This is a genomic window from Rhizobium sp. BT04, assembly GCF_030053135.1.
GTDB lineage: Bacteria > Pseudomonadota > Alphaproteobacteria > Rhizobiales > Rhizobiaceae > Rhizobium > Rhizobium binxianense.
Window position 1 is genome coordinate 166,430 of the sequence record NZ_CP125648.1, and the last position, 16,753, is coordinate 183,182.

Below are 16,753 nucleotides of genomic sequence, written 5' to 3' on the forward strand. Positions count from 1 at the left end.
TGACGGCTGTCGCGAGATATATAATGTACCCTGGCGTACCCTTGTCTGGCGTAATGCAGGTTATGGAACATTCTGATCATTTGAATATTTCAACAACAGCCAGCCTATCTGGCGCGAAATTTCGGGCTGTCGCTGCTCGTCAGCTGCGAGGCGGAAACCGTGACGTTTCGGCCCCGGCTCTTCGCTTCGAGCAAGCCCACATCGGCGCGCATCAAGAGTGTCGTCACCTGACTTGCCTCCAAGGAAGAAGCAATGCCGATCGAGACCGAGACGGAGCCGAGAATCCGGCCGCGATAGGATAATGGCGTCGTGCGAATGTTGGTTCTCAGCGTTTCGGCTAGCTGGAAGCCTGCCTCCTCGGTCGAGCCGGGCAACAGCACGGTGAACTCCTCGCCGCCGAAACGATAGACGGTTCCGGCATCGCCGATTGTGTCGACCGCGATCTGGGCAACGTATCGCATCACCTCATCGCCGGCGTCATGGCCGAATTCATCGTTGAAACGCTTGAAGTGATCGATGTCGACCATCAGGCAGACAAGCGGTTCCCGGGGTTGATCCCTAATATGCCGGTTGAAGGCTTCATCCAGCGAGCGGCGGTTGAAAAGTCCCGTCAGAGGATCGCGAACGGCGAGATTCGTCAATCTGTCGCGAAGCTGAAGATTGGCCACCGCAAGGCCGATATTTTCGGCGATGAGTTCGAGATAAAGCCGCGCGGTTTCGGCTACCGTTTCCTGCTCCGGCTGATCCTCGAAATACAGGAGGCCGATTGTCTCGCCCTGGGCGATAAGCGGTACGCAGAGACACGGTGTCTGACTTTCATCGAGATGCTGGCAAGGAATATCGCTGTGATCGCGATTGCTGACATGCGGGCGGCCTCGGCGGAGCCCCCAGCAGGCGCTCGACGGAAAGCTGGTTTGGGAAGCATGCGGCTCGTGCCAGCTGCCAACGCTCATCAGGGCCGTGCGGCTGTCGTTCATGACATAGAGATGCCCCGCGAGGCCGGGGAAAATCCGGGGTGCAAACAGCGACACCGCCTCCGCCAGCTCATGCTGCGTCTGGCAGGCCTGCAGGCGATGCATCATCTGCAGAATGAGATCCTTGGTTTGCTGATCGCGCAATCGCTCCGCATCGAGCCTGTCCCGTTCGCGCCCGTTATTGCGGAAGATATGGATGGCGTCATTCATTTCGCTGATTTCGTCGCGTCGGCGGTCGAGTGGAACCTCCACCTCGTAATCCTGTTTGGCCAATCGGCTGACAATGCCGCTCATCCGCATCAGCGGTAGGGCGACACGGCGCCTCAAGACGAAATACAGAACTCCGAGGAACAGGGCTGCCGTCAAGCCGAGCATCGTCTTGGCGACCGTTCCCCACAGGTCGGCACGTGACTGCGCCTGGCTCAAGGCTGTGCCGGTTCTGGCCGCCGTCAATTCCCGAAAACGGGTCACGGTCTCGATCACTGCGGTCTGACTGCGTTCGTGTTCCGGACCGAAAAGCATTTGCCGGGCGCCGGCCTGATCGCCGTTCTGATAGGACGATATGGCGGCTTCCTCGATTTTATCGAGACTTTCCGCGTCACGCGCGATCTCCTCAAGTGCTGCCGTTTCCGCCGGGGATACATTGAGCGCGTGAATATTCTTGATGGCTGTTTCGCGGTGCAGTTCTTCTGCTTCCTGGACATGGAAAGCATTGAGATGACGTTCCTCGCCGCGCATCACATAGAGGCGCGCCTCATCCGTCCGCTCTTCGGATCCGAGAGCCAGTTCCTCGCCGAGCGCATCGAGTGTCAAATGCTCTTGAACGGCGATGCGTTCCTGTTTGGCGCTATTGGCCGAAAGAATGAAGGCAGTGCCCGACAGCACCGTCAGCAAAACCGTGACCCCATAGGCCCAGTTGGTGATTGCGCTTATTCGCATGGATGTAAATTAGTATATTCGCATTTACAGATAATTAACGGCGAGCAATATCGACGTTCCACGTGAATTTGCCTGCTGCTTGCACGATGCTGCGCTGGATATTGGTCTAGCAGGCAATCTCTGTGAGATGTAGTCTCGAACTCCCCGCCGGGCAGTTCAGCCGCAGGCTTCATGATATTCGAAACGAGCGAGAGCCATATTCTCATGACCACTCACCGCTTCATTCCGACGATCTTTCACAATGTCATCGGCGCTCTTCCGCCGGCCCTGCACATCGCCGACGGCGACACCGTGGTCACCGAGACGCTCGACGCCGTCGGGTATGACAAGGACGGCGTCAAGCAGACATCCGGCCCCAATCCGATGAACGGCCCGATCTTCGTGGAAGGGGCCGAGCCCGGAGATGCGCTGAAGGTCGAGATCATCAATATGATCCCGACTAGGGATACGGGGTTCACCGGCAGCGTCGTCGCCGCCAATGTCGTCGATCCCGAGGCGGTTCGCGACCTGCCGCCGCGCGATATCGCGATCTGGGCGATCGACCGCGAGGCCTTGACCGTCCGGCTTTCAGAGCCGGTCGTGGGCCTTGAGAATTTCGTCCTGCCGCTTGCCCCGATGATCGGCTGTTTCGGCGTGGCGCCCAGCCTCGGCCAGGCGATATCGACCGCGACCAGCGGCGAATATGGCGGCAACATGGACTATCGGCTGTTCGGCCCGGGCACCACGGTCCGCTTGCCGGTATCGGCCCCCGGCGCTCTGTTCTTTCTGGGCGACTGCCATGCCGTGCAAGGGGATGGCGAGATCGTCGGGACCGGCATTGAGACCACCTTCGAAGTCACGGTGCGGCTGACGGTGGAGAAGAAGGCCGGCCTGGTCTGGCCGCGCGGGGAAACCGCCGAAGACATCTTCACCATCGGCAATGCCCGGCCCCTCGATCAGGCGCTCCAGCATGCGACCAGCGAAATGTTGACCTGGCTGGCGTCGGATTATGGCCTGGACAGGACGGCGGCCAGCCATCTGCTTGGCCAGGTGGTGCGTTACGACGTCGGCAACGTCTTCGATCCGGCCTTTACGATGGCATGCCGTGTCGCCAAGAAATGGCTGGTTCGCCGATAGGCGATCGTCAGCGTGTCGTTCTCAGTCGTGCCGTGACAGGAACGTGGAAACGGTCGCCAGGCAAAGCTGCTTTTCCTCGACATGCGGCATGTGGCTGGAATTTTCGAACAGCACCCATTCGCAGCCGGGAACACGTTCGAGGTAGGGCCTGACCACCAAAGGCGTCGCCTCGTCGTATTTTCCCGAAATCAACAGCGTCGGGGCTTCGATGCGGTCGAGCCTGTTTTCGATCGTCCAGTCCTTCATCGTGCCGATGACGTGAAATTCGGTCGGGCCGTTCATGTTGCGGTAGACGGTGTTGTCCTCGTCCATGATCGCGAAGGTGCGGGCCACTTCAGGCGGCCACGGCACCACCCGGCAGACATGGCGGTCATAGAAGACGCGCGAGGCGGCGATATAGTCCGGATCGGTGAGACTTCCCGCCAGCTCATGTTTCAGCAATGTGTCCTGTACCTCTTTCGGCAGTTCCTGCCTCAGCCGGTTTGCCTCCGAAACCCAGGTGTGCATGTTGGCCGGCGAGTTGGCGATGACAAGCGCCTTCAGGCCTTGCGGCCGGCTCACCGCGTGTTCGGCGCCGAGCATGCCGCCCCAGGACTGGCCGAGAAAGGCATAACGATGCTGAATGCCGAGATGGGCAAGCAGCGCGTCCAGCTCTTCGAGAAACAGCCCAACCGTCCAGAAATCCGGGCCCTTTTCCGGAAGCCGGGTGGAATTGCCGTTGCCGAGCTGATCGTAGTGGATCACCGGGCGGCCGTCGAGGGCGGCGATATCCTTGAAAGAATCGACATAATCATGCGTGCAGCCCGGCCCGCCATGAGCAACGACGAGCGGCAGCTTGTCACTTTCCAGCGAACCGGTGACACGATACCAGGTGCGATAGTCGCGAAAGGGCAAATAGGCTTCGTTGGTCACGATTTCGGCCACTAGCGTCTCCATCTCTTGGCATGTCGAAAACCAATAACGCGGCGGCAGCAACGAAGGCAGCTATCACAAGTTATAGGGTGACCCATTATCGGCCGGGCGGTCCTCGAGCAGGCGGTAATGGGTAGCGCGCACGACGGCCTGGGTGCGGTTGCGCGCACCGAGTTTCTTTGAAGCGGCGTTCAGATGCATGACGACGGTCGGCACCGAGCGGCCGATGATACGGGAGATTTCCTTGGCAGAATAACCTTCCGCGGAATGGCGCAGGCACTCGCGTTCCCGGTCCGTCAGGCGGACCGTGCCGACGCTGCGCGCCTTCTTGTCGAAAAGTGAATAAGCCGTCTCGTGGAAGACGTGGGCCAGCAGATTGAAGTCGGCGATATAGCGCAATGCATGCCGTTGGAAATCGCTGTTGCGGCCGAAGCGGATGCCGGTGACCGTCGCATAGTCGCCGCCCGGCATATGGACCGGCACAGTGACGCCGGTCGACATGTCGCGTTCGTTCAGATAGCGCGCCACCGGCGCGGTGTCGTCGCTCATGAAGCGCTTGATCAGCGTGTCGGCATCGGTGTCGTAGTTCCAGAAGAACGGCGCCGTGCTGCGCAGCGCCACCTGCTGGACCGGATCGATGCGGAAATAGCCGCGGTCGAACCAATAGTCGTGCATGTCGTCGGAAATGTTTCTGAGCTTCAGCAGCGACGGTAGCATGATCGCGCCGTCGAGATCGTAGGGCACCGGCGTATAATCGTAAATCAGCGCCTCGAAGCCGATCTGCTTCATCGCCTCAAAGGCCTGGTCGATCCGGCCGTCCAGCGTTTCATGCGCTGTGAACTGCCGTCTGATCGTTCCGATGTCGTCAAGCATGGGCTGCTCCGGTTTCGGCGTGGTGTCCTACCCTATCACTTCTTATAGCTGGCACGGAACGCGATTTACGATAAAAAATTAACCACGCCCAAATATTGAGCAAGTGAAACCTTCTGCCGGAGCGATCAATGTGGCGTGAAATGCAGCCAGACGAGCGATTCGAGATCGATGTCGATGGCTATCGCGTGGTTGCCTACAGCTTCGGAGCCGGCAGCGAGACGGTTTTCTGCCTGAACGGCGGACCGGGCCTGCCTTGCGATTACCTGCGCGAGGCGCATTCCTGTCTCGTCGACAAGGGATATCGCGTCATCGCTTTCGACCAGCTCGGAACCGGCGCCTCCGACCGGCCGGACGACCTCTCGCTCTGGACGATCGGCCGTTATGTCGAGGAGACGGAAACGGTGCGCAAGGCGCTGGGTCTCGGCAAAGTCCACGTGCTCGGCCATTCCTGGGGCGGGTGGCTGGCGATCGAATATGCGCTGACCTATGCTCAGAACCTGAAAACACTGATTCTCGAGGATACCGTCGCCGACATGCCGCATCTGATTTCGGAGCTGGAACGGCTGCGCGCAGCGCTCGGTCCCGAAACCGTGTCGATGATGCAGAAGCACGAGGCGCAAGGCACCTACGATCACCCGGAATATCTCGCCGCCGTCACCATCCTCAACTACCGCCATGTCTGTCGTCTGCCGGAATGGCCGGCGCCGGTGCGCCGCTCGCTCGACGACTGGAACATGGCGCCTTACGCGACGATGCAGGGCCCGAACGAGTTTCTTTACATCGGCAACCTGAAGGACTGGAACCGCATCCCGGATCTGCCGCGGCTGACGCTGCCCGTGCTGATTACCACGGGAGAGCATGACGAGCTGACGCCGGCCTGTGCGCTGAGGATGAAGCTTGCGCTGCCGAATGCCGAGCTCAAGGTATTTGCCAATGCCAGCCATATGCCGTTCTATGAGAACCCGCAGGACTATTATCCGGCGCTTCTCGATTTTCTCGACCGGCACAAGGCAGCCTGATGCAAGCAAAAGCGGCTCAAATCGGACGAAGACAGAGGGGCGGCCGCCGTCATGCATCGCTATAAATTCGTTCTGACGCGACCGCTGCAGTTCCTGCCCGTCATCTTCGGTATCAGCGTCATCACTTTCATTCTGGTCCGGCTGATCCCCGGCGATCCGGCGCGCAACATCCTCGGGACGCGGGCGACGCCGGCAGCCCTTGCCAGCATCCGCGCCCAGTACGGCCTCGATCAGCCGATGTGGCTGCAATATGTCTATTTCCTCAAGAACCTCGCCAATGGCGAGATGGGCAAGTCGATCCTCTACAAGATCGACGTGCTGAAGCTGATCGTCACCCGTATCGAGCCGACGCTTACGCTGGTCATCTCCAGCGTCATGCTGTCGGTGCTGATCGCAGTGCCGATGGCGGCGATCGCCGCACGCAATGCCGGCCGGGCGCCGGACCATGCGGTGCGCATCGTCTCGACCTTCGGCATCGGCTTTCCGCCCTTCTGGCTGGGGCTGATGCTGATCATCCTGTTCAGCGTCGATCTCGGCGTGCTGCCGGTTTCGGGCTACGGCGCGACGATCGGCGATAAGCTGTCGCATCTGGTGCTGCCGAGCCTGACGGTCGCGCTGTCGCTCTCGACCGTGCTGACGCGCAGCCTGCGGGCGGCGATGATCGAGCAGCTGAAATCGGATGTCGCGACGGCGGCTCGCGCCCGCGGCATGCCGGAAAGTATCGTCTTTTGGCGGCATGTGTTGCCGAATTCGCTGGTGCCGACCATCAACCTGCTCGCCGTCAACATCGGCTGGCTGATCGGCGGCACGGTGGTGGTCGAGAGCGTCTTTGCGCTGCCCGGCATGGGACAATTGCTCGTCAGGGCGATCTTTTCGCGCGATTACATGGTGGTGCAGGGTGTCGCCATGGTCTTTGCCTGCGCCACCGTGCTCATCAACTTCATCGCCGACATCGTCACCGTCGCCGTCGATCCGAGGGTGAAGCTGTGAGCGTCGAGATTGCCCCCGCATCTCTCGGCTGGCGCCGGTTCTTCGGCCGGCGGCTGATGCTTGCCGTCGGTGCCGGCTTGCTGCTGTTCTTCGTCCTGCTGGCGATCGGCGCGCCCATGATCGCGCCCTACGATCCGATCATGCAGAATGCCGAGGTGCGGCTGCAGGCGCCTTCGCTATTGCATCCCTTCGGCACCGACAATTTCGGCCGCGATATCCTCTCCCGCGTCATCTGGGGGGCACGCCTCGACCTACAGATGGCCCTGATCGGCGTCATCTTTCCCTTCCTGATCGGCACGATCGTGGGCACGATCGCCGGCTTCTTCGGCGGGATCGTCGATGCGTTGTTCATGCGCCTCGTCGATATCATCCTCGCCTTCCCCTTCCTGGTGCTGATGCTGTCGATCATCGCGATCCTCGGCCCGGGCCTCGGCAGCTTCTATATCGCCATGGCGCTGGTCGGCTGGGTTTCCTATGCGCGGCTGATCCGGGCGCAGATGCTGGTGCTGAAAAGCAGCGACTATGCCGTTGCCGCCGTCAGCCTCGGCTTCAGCCGCCGACGCATCATGTTTCGCCACCTGCTGCCGAACGCAATCGCCGGTTCGATCGTCTTTTCGATGTCTGATGCGACGCTGGTGCTGCTCAGCGGCGCTGCCGTCAGCTATCTCGGTCTCGGCGTCCAGCCGCCGATCGCCGAATGGGGCGTCATGGTCGCGGAAGGACAGAGCTTCATCACCACGGCCTGGTGGATCACGCTGTTTCCCGGCCTTTCCATCGTCTGCCTCGCCTTCGGCTTCAGCATGCTGGGCGATGCGCTCGGCGAATTGCTCGGGGTGCACGAATGAGCGGCTCCGTGCTCTCCGTCCGTGATCTCACAGTCAGGGCGCATGTCGATTCCGGCCCGCGCACGCTGCTCGACGCGGTGTCGCTCGATCTCGGCAAGGGCGAGATCCTCGGTCTCGTCGGCGAGAGCGGCTCGGGCAAGAGCCTGTTCTGCCGCTCGCTGGTGCGCCTGCTGCCCTCCTCGCTGCTGAAGATCGAAAGCGGGAGCGTGCTGCTCGAAGGGCGCGATCTCATGCGGATCGACGACGGCGAGATGCTGAAAGTGCGCGGCGGCGAGATCGGCATGATCTTCCAGAACCCGACCAGCCATCTCGACCCGGTGATGCGGATCGGCGACCAGATCGCCGAGGGCATTCGCTATCATCAGGGCCGCGGCGCCCGCGAGGCTCGCGCCGCGGCGACGGACATCCTGGCCCAGGTCGGCTTTCCCGATCCCGCCCGCCAGTACGACAGCTATCCGCACGAATTTTCCGGCGGCATGCGGCAGCGGGCGATGATCGGCGTGGCGCTGTCCTGCAATCCGAAGATCCTAATCGCCGACGAGCCGACCACGGCGCTCGACGTGACCATCCAGGCTCAGATCCTGCGGCTGTTGATCGACATTCGCGACCGGCGCGGCCTGTCGATCATTCTGATCACCCACGATCTCGGCATCGTCGCCCAGACCTGCGACCGCATCGCCGTGCTGCGCGGCGGCAAGCTGATCGAAGAGGGGCCGAAGCGGACGATCCTGGCGCGGCCGCAGCATCCCTATACGATCAATCTGATCGACAGCCACCCTTCCCTGCCGGGCGAGACATCAGTGCCGCTGCCCGCAATTGCCGAGGCCGGGCAGCCGGCGAGACCATTGCTCGAAATCGACGATCTCCACGTGCGCTTCAGGGCCGGCGGCGCCCTGCTCAAGGGCGGTGCCAAGACGGTCAGCGCCGTTGCCGGCGTCAGCCTGCAGATCATGCCGGGCGAGACGGTCGGCATCGTCGGCGAATCCGGCAGCGGCAAGAGCACGCTTGCCCGCGCCGTGCTCGGTCTCACGCCGCTTTCCTCAGGTCACGTCACCTTCGACGGTGTCGATTTGGCGCTGCAGAGAAGCGCCGGCCTGGCAAAGCTCAGGCGCGAGACGGCAATGGTGTTCCAGGACCCCTACAATGCGCTCAATCCGCGGCTGACGATCGGGCAGATGCTGGCCGAGGTGCTGAAGGTGCAGGGCAAGGTCGCCAAGGCCGATATTCCGGCCCGGATCGGCGAACTACTCGACCTCGTCGGCCTCGAACGCGAATTCGTTGGCCGCAAACCGCGCAGCATGAGCGGCGGCCAGTGCCAGCGCGCCGGCATCGCCCGTGCGCTCGCCGTCGATCCGAAGATGATCATCGCCGACGAATGCGTGGCCGCCCTCGACGTCACCATCCAGGCGCAGATCATCGAGCTCTTCCGCGAGCTCACGGCGAAGATGAACCTCACGCTGATCTTCATCGCCCATGACCTCGCAATCGTGCGCAATCTCTGCGAACGCGTGGTCGTGATGTATCGCGGCGAGATCGTCGAGGAAGGTCGCTCGGAGGAGGTCTTTGCGCGGCCGAAGCATCCTTATACGGCGGCGCTGATCGCCGCCATTCCCGACATCGATCCTGATAAGCCGCTGCAAGGCGCGGGTGGCAAGGACGATCCGCAATCGATACCGATCCAGTCCATCAAACGCATGCCATAACAACGAAGGGAACGAATTCATGACAAACAGGTGGAAATCAATCGGGCTCGCAGCCCTGCTCGCCGGCCTGACGCTCAGCGCAAGCTATGCCGAGGCCGCCGGTGTGCTCACCATCGGCCGCCGTGAGGATTCGACGACATTCGATCCGATCAAGACGGCGCAGAACATCGACAACTGGGTATTCTCCAACGTCTACGACGTGCTGATCCGCGTCGACAAGACAGGCACGAAACTGGAGCCGGGCCTTGCCGAAAGCTGGACCACTTCGGATGACGGACTGACCTACACCTTGAAGATCCGTGACACGAAATTCTCCGACGGTTCGCCGCTGACGGCGGAGGATGCCGCCTACAGCCTGTTGCGCATCCGGGACGACCCTGCCTCGCTCTGGAGCGATTCCTACAAGGTGATCGACACGGCGGTGGCGACCGACGCGCACACGCTGACGATCAAGCTCAAGAACCAGTCGGCGCCGTTCCTTTCGACGCTGGCGCTGCCCAATGCCTCGGTTATCTCCAAGAAGGGCATGGAAACGCTGGGCGCCGATGCCTATGGGGAGAAGCCGATCGCATCCGGCGCCTTCGTGATCGACGAATGGCGGCGCGGCGACCGCGTTATTCTCAAGAAGAACCCGAACTTCTGGCAGGCCGACCGCGTCAAGCTCGATGGGGTCGAGTGGATCTCGGTGCCCGACGACAACACCCGCATGCTGAACGTCCAGGCGGGCGAGCTGGATGCGGCGCTCTTCGTGCCCTTCTCCCGCGTCGAGGAGCTGAAGAAGGATCCGAACCTCAATGTCGATATCGATGCCTCGACCCGCGAGGATCATCTGCTGATCAACCACGCGCATGGCGCGCTCGGCAAGAAGGAAGTCCGCCAGGCGCTGGACCTTGCGATCGACAAGACGGCGATCGTCGATACCGTCACCTTCGGCCAGGGCACGGTCGCCAATTCCTACATTCCGAAGGGCGCGCTCTATTATTATGCCGACAATCTGCAGCGGCCTTATGATCCAGCGAAGGCGAAAGAGTTGCTGGCGGCTGCCGGCGCTTCCGACCTGACGCTGAACTATCTGGTGCGCGCCGGCGACGAAGTCGACGAACAGACGGCCGTGCTGGTTCAGCAGCAGCTGCAGAAGGCCGGCATCACCGCCAATCTGCAGAAGGTCGATCCGAGCCAGGAATGGGACATGATCGTTGCCGGCGACTACGACGTCTCGGTCAACTACTGGACCAACGACATTCTCGATCCGGACCAGAAGACCACCTTCGTCCTCGGCCACGATTCCAACAACAACTACTCGACCAATTACAAGAGCGAGGCAGTGAAGGAACTGGTCGCCAAGGCGCGTCTCGAGCTCGACCCGAAGAAGCGCGAACAGATGTATGTCGATCTGCAGAAGATGGCCAAGGACGACGTCAACTGGATCGACCTCTATTACAGCCCCTATATCAACGTCTCACGCAAGAATATCGAGAACTTCTACCAGAACCCGCTCGGCCGCTTCTTCCTGGAAGATACGGTCAAGAACTGAGTTCGGGCAGCATGCAAATGCTCCGCCGCCCTCACGGCGGTGGAGCCTCATTCATTGCCGCGGCAAGTGACTGATACAGCCTACTTACTCGGCGGCGGCCGCGAGCTTGTCCTGCGTCCTGGTGTCGAAGTCGCTGGCGTCGTGGCGCTCGTGCAACTGGCTCGAGGGCTCGCCGGAGAGGCGGTTGACCATCCGGCCGCGTTGCACGGCCGGCCTGTTGTGAATGGCGTCGGCCCAGCGCAGCACGTTCTTATAGTCCACGACCTGCAGAAACTCGGCCGCGCCGTAGGTCCAGCCCTTCACCAATCCGCCATACCAGGGCCAGACGGCAATATCGGCGATCGTATAGTCGCTGCCTGCCAGATACTCGCTTTCGGCAAGGCGACGATCGAGCACGTCGAGCTGACGCTTCACCTCCATGGCGAAGCGGTCGATCGCATATTCGATCTTGACGGGCGCATAGGCGTAGAAATGGCCGAAGCCGCCGCCGAGATAGGGGGCGCTTCCCATCTGCCAGAACAGCCAGGACAGGCATTCGGCGCGGTCGGCCGGCTCAGTCGGCAGGAAGGCGCCGAACTTCTCGGCGAGATAGGTCAGGATGGCGCCGGATTCGAAAACGCGGATCGGCTTCGGACCGCTGCGGTCCATCAGCGCCGGGATCTTGGAGTTGGGATTGACCGCGACGAAGCCGCTGCCGAACTGGTCGCCATCGCCGATCCTGATCAGCCAGGCGTCGTATTCGGCACCGCTATGGCCGAGCGCCAGCAGCTCCTCGAGCATGATCGTGACCTTCTGGCCGTTCGGGGTGCCGAGCGAATAGAGCTGCAGCGGATGGCGGCCGATCGGAAGCTCCTTGTCATGCGTCGGTCCCGCGATCGGGCGGTTGATGCTGGCGAACTGGCCGCCATTCGCCTTGTTCCAGGTCCAGACCTTCGGGGGTGTATAATCGGGAGAACCGCTCATCTTTCAAACTCCTGGGATTGGTCAGACAGAGTGCGGCGCAGGTTGGGGTTGCCGCATTTTTCCTGACATAGCAGAGGCGATGAGGTTTTGTCACAGGTGTCGGCGCGGTTTCACGCAATCGTCAGAACCTTGGCAAAGCTGAAGAAAACGGTCGCTTCAGGTATCCGCCATGGGAAGACGCCTGCCTGTCGCCGCTGAAAACAGATGTTCGCCGGCGGCGCGCAAGGTGAAGCGGATCGTGTCGCCCGGCTTGACCGCAATGCGCTGACGCCATGATAGTTCCCTCCCATCAGTTATCGTCGTCTCAGGCCGCGCCCTCGCCCTCATGATTGACCGCCGTCCTGGTGCCGGAGGAGAACATGATCAGGGCGAAGAGCGGTTCGGTGCCGAGCGCACGCGCCCAGTGCCTGATATTGCGGGGTATTCGGATCGCGTCGCCAGCTTCGAGCCGGTAAAGCGCGTCGCCGAGCTTGTGCTCGCAATGGCCGGAAACGACGTAGAGGATTTCCTCGCAATCCGGATGCGAATGCAGCTGGTTGCGCTCGCCGGGATTGATACGGCAGGTGCCGAAGGTCATCTCGGCGCCGGGCGTGCCGTCGCCGGTGATCTTCCAGTTGAGTTCGCCCCAGGAGGTCGGCATGAATTCGCCGCCGGCTTTCCTGAAAATGATATCGGTATCGGTCAAGGCTGTCCCTCCCCTGTCAGAGATTGGTGGTGACGCCGGCATCCGCGCGTCTGTAAAATTCGAAGAGCTTCATGATCTCGAGGGCGATTTCGAGCGTGCCCCTTGATATCGGCGTGCCGGAGAGGATCGCATCCGTCAGATGCAGGATTTCGGGCACATAACCGAGATAAAACAGGTTGTTGTTGTAGAGCTGGCCGAGCGAATGCTCCGGCTCGTAGAACAGCGCCGCATTCTCGTCCGGCTGGATGAAGCTTGCGGCGCGGCCATAGGACGGCAGGTCGGCCTTGCGGAAGTAAGTCAGCCGGCTGCCGTTTTCGACGATGGCATTGGCGCCTTCGCCGATAATCTCGACCCGCTCGAAGATGCTGCCGCCGGACTGGCCGGCAGCAAGGTGCAGCGTGCCGATCGCCCCGGAGCGGAAGCGCAGGCTGGTAATGGTCGCGCCCGTCAACGCTTCCCACTCATAACCAGCGCGTTCGATCTCGCCCCCGAGGAAGTTGAGGATCGCGCCCGGATGATAGATATGGTCGAGGAAGCTCTGCATCTTGACGAGATTGGCGCGGTCTTCGGGGCTCGGCAGGCTCTGGGGATAGCGGACATTGATCGAGGTCAGCCGGCCGAAACCGGGCGAGCCGATCAGATCCTTGAGCTTCTCGATTGTGGGGAAGAAGGTCTTCTTGAGGCCGGTCATCACCATGCGGCCGGCCGCCGCACTGGCCGCCTGCAGCCTTTCGATGTCCGCAAGGCTTGCCGCCGTCGGCTTCTCCATCCAGACGTGAGCGCCCGCCGCCAGCGCGTCGAGCGCCAGATCGGTTGCCTGCACCCGGCCGTCAGGATGATAGGCGGTGACGAGAAAGACCAGGTCCGGCTTTTCCCGCGCGAGCATTTCGTGGTGATCGTTATAGGCTTTTCCGGCGCCGAAAAGTTTGGCGAATTTCTCGGCGCGGCCGAGATCGAGATCGCAGATGCCGGCAAGCTCGACCGGCGCGTAACGCAGCGCCGGATAGACATTGCGATAGGCATGGCCGCCGGCGCCGATGAAGCAGGCCTTTATGCGGTGGTCGAATTCGAAATTGTAGCGGATTTCCCGCTGGACATGATGCGACATGGTCAGCCCTTGATTGCTCCCTGCGTCAGCCCCTCGGTGAAGCGGCGCTGCATCAGGATGAAGAGAAGAATGATCGGCAGGAATGAAATGACGGTTCCCGAAAAGACCAGGCGGTAATCGGAAGCATAGGTGCTGGCGAAACGGACGAGCCCGAGCGGCAGCGTCTGTACCTCGGGACTGATCAGCACGATCAGCGGCAGGAAGAAATCATTCCAGGTGGAGAGCGCGCTGATGATGACGAGCGCCTGCACCGCCGGCGTGGAGATCGGCAAGAAGACCTTGGTGAGGATCTGGAAATGCGAGGCACCGTCGATCTTGGCGGCCTCGATCAGATCATCAGGCACGCCGATGAAGAAGCTCCGCATCAGGAATATGCCGAAGGGAATGCCGTTGCTCACCTGCACCAGGACGATGCCAGCAAGCGTGTTGACGAGGTTCAGGCCGAAAAGCACCTGGTAGAGCGGGATGACGATTGCCTGGACCGGCACGGTGAGGCCGAGGATGAAGGCGTAGAACAGCCATTCCCGGCCGGGAAAACGGATCTTGGCAAGGGCATAGCCGGCAGGTGCACAGGTGATCAGCGACAGGACGACGACGCCGATGAGATTGATGAGGCTGTTGCCGACGAGTTCGCCGAACCCGCCGATCTGCCATGCATCCAGATAGTTCCGCCACATCAGGTCGGCAGGCCAGGTAAAGGGATCGGCCTGGCCAATCTCGGCCTCGGTCTTGAAACTCGAGACCACCAGCCAGACGAAGGGGGCGAGGATCAGGATCAGCGCCGGGGTCAGGGCCAGTGCCATCGGCCATTCGCGACTACGGACGCTCATTGCGAAAGCCTCGCGCGCCAGCGGTTGAAGACGATAGTGATGGTGATCGCAAGCAGGCTGAGCAGGATGCAGAGCACCGCCGCAAGCCCGTGATCTTGGGACTGGAAGGCAAGCCGGTAGATGTAGGTAGTGATCAACTCGCTCTGGTAGAACGGCCCGCCATTGGTCATGACGAAGACCGTGGCGAAACCCTTCAGCCCGTTGATCATCGCCAGCGAGACGACGAAGGTCGTTACCTCGCGAAGCCCCGGCAGCGTCACGTAGATCAGTTTCTGGAAGGCGTTGGCGCCGTCCACTTCCGCCGCGTCGTAGAGCGAGCGGTCGATGTTCTGCAGGCCGGCGATGAACAGCAGCATGTAAAGGCCGAAGCCCTGCCACGAGCTTGCGACATTGACGGAAAAGAGCACCAAAGCTGGGTCGGAAAGCCAGCCTTGCGTGAAGGCGTCGAGCCCGACCCGCGTCAGGGCCGTATTCAGCAGGCCGAAAAAGGGATCGTAGATATTCGCCCAGATGACGCCGACCACCGCCAGCGACACCAGATGCGGCAGGAAGAAGGCGGTGCGGAAGAAGACCTGGGTGATCCGCAGCCTGCTGACGGCAAGCGCCAGCAGCAGGCCGAGCCCGCCTGCCATCACCACATGATAGGCCAGCCAGAGGAAGGTATGAACGAGGCTCTTCCAGACGATCGGATCGTGTGCAGCTTTGGCATAGTTGTCGAAGCCGACGAAACTGGCGGAGGTATTGAAGCCCGCGGAGCTGTTGAAGCTCAACCAGAAGGTGGCGGCGATCGGCAGCAGGGTGAAGACGGCATAAAGAACGAGCGCCGGCGCCATCAGCCACAATGCGGTGCGGGCATCGCCATCGGATGAGCCGTCAGTTGAGACGGCCCTGGCCGTCCGGCGTTCGGACATACGGGTTGATATGCCGCCCGTATGTCCCGCCACGGCAGGCGCATCCCTGAGAGGAGCCACGACCTTGCTTCCGGGCGTTTGGCGAATGACCACTATCTCGCCTCTGCCATCTTCGCCTGGATCTGCTTCATGCCATCCTCGCCGCCGACCTGGCCGGAGATCAGGCCCTGGATGACCTGGAAGTAGGTGTCAAGCACGGTGCCGGGCAGATAGACGCTCGGATTGTAGCCGACGCCGCCGGCGGCAGCCGCGAAGATATCCTTCAGCACGGGTGTCGGCGGCTCGACGCCGGGGATGTCGCGTGGATAGATCATCGTGCTTGCCGGGTCCTGCGCGCGCTTCTTCATAACCGCATCCGACAGCATGAAGTCGATCCATTTCATCGCGAGTTCCGGCTGCCTGGAGTTGACCGGCACCAGCCAGCTCCAGCCGATACCGCCGGTCGGTATCGCCGCACCCTTGATGTCGGAAGGCATGGGCGCGTAACCGGCGTTGGCAAGGTCATAGCCGGCCTTGCGGGCATTAGCGGTGAACCATGGGCCGGCAACGAACATCGCCGCGCGCTTGTTGAACCAGAGGCGGGAGGCGCCATCGAGATCGAGGCCGGCCATTTCCTTCTTGATGTAGCCCGCCTCGACCAGCCTCTGCAGCCGGATGGCGCCGGCGGCGACCGAAGGATCGTCCCAGGCAATCTCGCGGCGCAGCGCCTTGCCCATCACCTCCTTGCCGCTCGCCGATTGCAGCAGGTTACCGAAGAGGTGGCCGGCGCTGCCGGTGGTGCGCGGACCGATGGCGATCGGCTGCAGACCGGTCTCACCGATCGATTTCATCAGTGCTTCGAACTCGGTCCAGGTCGCCGGGATCTTCCAGCCGGCCTTTTCGAAAATATCCTTGTGATACCAGATGCCGAGCGCATCGAGGCCATCGGGAACCTCGTAGATCTCGCCGCCGAACTGGCCCTTCAGCTCCGTGTAGAGCCAGGGGTAGATCTCGTCCTTCCAGCCGCGCTTTTCATATTGCTCGGTGAGCGGCATGACCTGCTTGGCATTCCTGACGACGCTGATGCGGCCGATGCCGGAGTTGGTGAGGATGACATCCGGGCCGGCATCCGACTGGATGGCCGCCTGCACCGCACCGTTGCTGATCGTCCCGGTCGGCGGCATGAATTCGACGGTCACGCCAGGATTGGCCTTTTCGAAATCGGCCTTGATGCCGTTCCACAGCTGCGCGACCAGCGGCTCGGTGATCTGTTCCGGACCCCACATTTTCAGGGTTTCGGCATGCGCCAGTGAACTTGCAGCGATCATCGCCACTAGTGCCGTGCTGCGGGCAAGAAATTTCAGCATTGCTC

15 protein-coding genes are annotated in these 16,753 nt (G+C 61.6%); 6 read left to right on the forward strand and 9 right to left on the reverse strand.

Going from position 1 to position 16,753, the window contains the following annotated elements; translation table 11 throughout:
* Positions 1-104 precede the first annotated feature (104 nt).
* Positions 105-1,913, reverse strand: coding sequence for a diguanylate cyclase (locus tag QMO82_RS02070; RefSeq protein ID WP_183610092.1), 1,809 nt, complete (start codon positions 1,911-1,913; stop codon positions 105-107).
* 204 nt (positions 1,914-2,117) lie between these two features.
* Between QMO82_RS02070 and QMO82_RS02075 the strand changes: the two genes are divergently transcribed.
* Positions 2,118-3,029 carry an acetamidase/formamidase family protein gene (locus QMO82_RS02075; protein ID WP_183610230.1) on the forward strand — a complete coding sequence of 304 codons (912 nt, stop codon included), beginning with the start codon at positions 2,118-2,120 and terminating at the stop codon, positions 3,027-3,029.
* A gap of 21 nt (positions 3,030-3,050) precedes the next feature.
* On the opposite strand, the gene QMO82_RS02080 is transcribed toward QMO82_RS02075, so the two are convergent.
* Both QMO82_RS02080 and QMO82_RS02085 read right to left on the reverse strand, forming a co-directional pair.
* On the reverse strand, positions 3,051-3,953 hold the full coding sequence (locus QMO82_RS02080) for a proline iminopeptidase-family hydrolase (protein WP_183610091.1): 903 nt from the start codon (positions 3,951-3,953) through the stop codon (positions 3,051-3,053).
* 63 nt (positions 3,954-4,016) lie between these two features.
* Entirely contained in the window at positions 4,017-4,814 is a 798-nt protein-coding gene (locus QMO82_RS02085) for a LuxR family transcriptional regulator (protein WP_183610090.1), read from the reverse strand.
* Positions 4,815-4,942: 128 nt separating this feature from the next.
* Here QMO82_RS02085 and QMO82_RS02090 point away from each other — a divergent pair, with 128 nt between their 5' ends.
* From QMO82_RS02090 to QMO82_RS02110, 5 genes are read left to right on the forward strand one after another with little or no spacing between them, the layout of a single operon-like run.
* Complete coding sequence (locus QMO82_RS02090; protein WP_183610089.1) at positions 4,943-5,833, forward strand: proline iminopeptidase-family hydrolase; 891 nt, start codon at positions 4,943-4,945, stop codon at positions 5,831-5,833.
* A gap of 51 nt (positions 5,834-5,884) precedes the next feature.
* On the forward strand, positions 5,885-6,823 hold the full coding sequence (locus QMO82_RS02095; protein ID WP_183610088.1) for an ABC transporter permease: 939 nt from the start codon (positions 5,885-5,887) through the stop codon (positions 6,821-6,823).
* Positions 6,820-7,668, forward strand: a complete 849-nt coding sequence (locus QMO82_RS02100; RefSeq protein ID WP_183610087.1) for an ABC transporter permease — start codon at positions 6,820-6,822, stop codon at positions 7,666-7,668. Before QMO82_RS02095 ends, QMO82_RS02100 begins: the two co-directional genes overlap by 4 nt.
* A complete protein-coding gene (locus QMO82_RS02105) occupies positions 7,665-9,371 on the forward strand; it encodes an ABC transporter ATP-binding protein (protein ID WP_183610086.1) in 1,707 nt (568 codons plus the stop codon). Before QMO82_RS02100 ends, QMO82_RS02105 begins: the two co-directional genes overlap by 4 nt.
* A gap of 19 nt (positions 9,372-9,390) precedes the next feature.
* Positions 9,391-10,905: an ABC transporter substrate-binding protein gene (locus tag QMO82_RS02110; RefSeq protein ID WP_183610085.1), complete on the forward strand. Its 1,515-nt coding sequence runs from the start codon at positions 9,391-9,393 to the stop codon at positions 10,903-10,905.
* An 84-nt stretch (positions 10,906-10,989) separates the two neighbouring features.
* Here the strand turns inward: QMO82_RS02110 and yghU are convergent, their stop codons facing one another.
* The 6 genes from yghU to QMO82_RS02140 all read right to left on the reverse strand — a co-directional run bounded on the left by yghU (position 10,990) and on the right by QMO82_RS02140 (position 16,748).
* Positions 10,990-11,868, reverse strand: a complete 879-nt coding sequence (gene yghU / locus QMO82_RS02115; protein ID WP_183610084.1) for a glutathione-dependent disulfide-bond oxidoreductase — start codon at positions 11,866-11,868, stop codon at positions 10,990-10,992.
* 304 nt (positions 11,869-12,172) lie between these two features.
* A complete protein-coding gene (locus QMO82_RS02120; RefSeq protein ID WP_183610083.1) occupies positions 12,173-12,553 on the reverse strand; it encodes a cupin domain-containing protein in 381 nt (126 codons plus the stop codon).
* Between the two features lie 16 nt (positions 12,554-12,569).
* Complete coding sequence (locus QMO82_RS02125; protein ID WP_183610082.1) at positions 12,570-13,661, reverse strand: Gfo/Idh/MocA family protein; 1,092 nt, start codon at positions 13,659-13,661, stop codon at positions 12,570-12,572.
* Between the two features lie 2 nt (positions 13,662-13,663).
* A complete protein-coding gene (locus QMO82_RS02130; protein ID WP_183610081.1) occupies positions 13,664-14,491 on the reverse strand; it encodes a carbohydrate ABC transporter permease in 828 nt (275 codons plus the stop codon).
* Entirely contained in the window at positions 14,488-15,495 is a 1,008-nt protein-coding gene (locus tag QMO82_RS02135; protein WP_272784514.1) for a carbohydrate ABC transporter permease, read from the reverse strand. Before QMO82_RS02135 ends, QMO82_RS02130 begins: the two co-directional genes overlap by 4 nt.
* Positions 15,495-16,748, reverse strand: a complete 1,254-nt coding sequence (locus QMO82_RS02140; RefSeq protein ID WP_183610080.1) for an ABC transporter substrate-binding protein — start codon at positions 16,746-16,748, stop codon at positions 15,495-15,497. The genes QMO82_RS02135 and QMO82_RS02140 overlap by 1 nt, the downstream gene beginning before the upstream one ends.
* Between the last annotated feature and the right edge of the window lie 5 nt (positions 16,749-16,753).

Excerpts from the sequence above, each read along its gene's own strand:
- QMO82_RS02070 (WP_183610092.1), bottom strand. The coding sequence starts at position 1,913 with ATGCGAATAAGCGCAATCACCAACTGGGCCTATGGGGTCACGGTTTTG.
- QMO82_RS02075 (WP_183610230.1), top strand. The coding sequence starts at position 2,118 with ATGACCACTCACCGCTTCATTCCGACGATCTTTCACAATGTCATCGGC.
- QMO82_RS02085 (WP_183610090.1), bottom strand. The coding sequence starts at position 4,814 with ATGCTTGACGACATCGGAACGATCAGACGGCAGTTCACAGCGCATGAA.
- QMO82_RS02090 (WP_183610089.1), top strand. The coding sequence starts at position 4,943 with ATGTGGCGTGAAATGCAGCCAGACGAGCGATTCGAGATCGATGTCGAT.
- QMO82_RS02095 (WP_183610088.1), top strand. The coding sequence starts at position 5,885 with ATGCATCGCTATAAATTCGTTCTGACGCGACCGCTGCAGTTCCTGCCC.
- QMO82_RS02105 (WP_183610086.1), top strand. The coding sequence starts at position 7,665 with ATGAGCGGCTCCGTGCTCTCCGTCCGTGATCTCACAGTCAGGGCGCAT.
- QMO82_RS02110 (WP_183610085.1), top strand. The coding sequence starts at position 9,391 with ATGACAAACAGGTGGAAATCAATCGGGCTCGCAGCCCTGCTCGCCGGC.
- yghU (WP_183610084.1), bottom strand. The coding sequence starts at position 11,868 with ATGAGCGGTTCTCCCGATTATACACCCCCGAAGGTCTGGACCTGGAAC.
- QMO82_RS02125 (WP_183610082.1), bottom strand. The coding sequence starts at position 13,661 with ATGTCGCATCATGTCCAGCGGGAAATCCGCTACAATTTCGAATTCGAC.
- QMO82_RS02130 (WP_183610081.1), bottom strand. The coding sequence starts at position 14,491 with ATGAGCGTCCGTAGTCGCGAATGGCCGATGGCACTGGCCCTGACCCCG.
- QMO82_RS02140 (WP_183610080.1), bottom strand. The coding sequence starts at position 16,748 with ATGCTGAAATTTCTTGCCCGCAGCACGGCACTAGTGGCGATGATCGCT.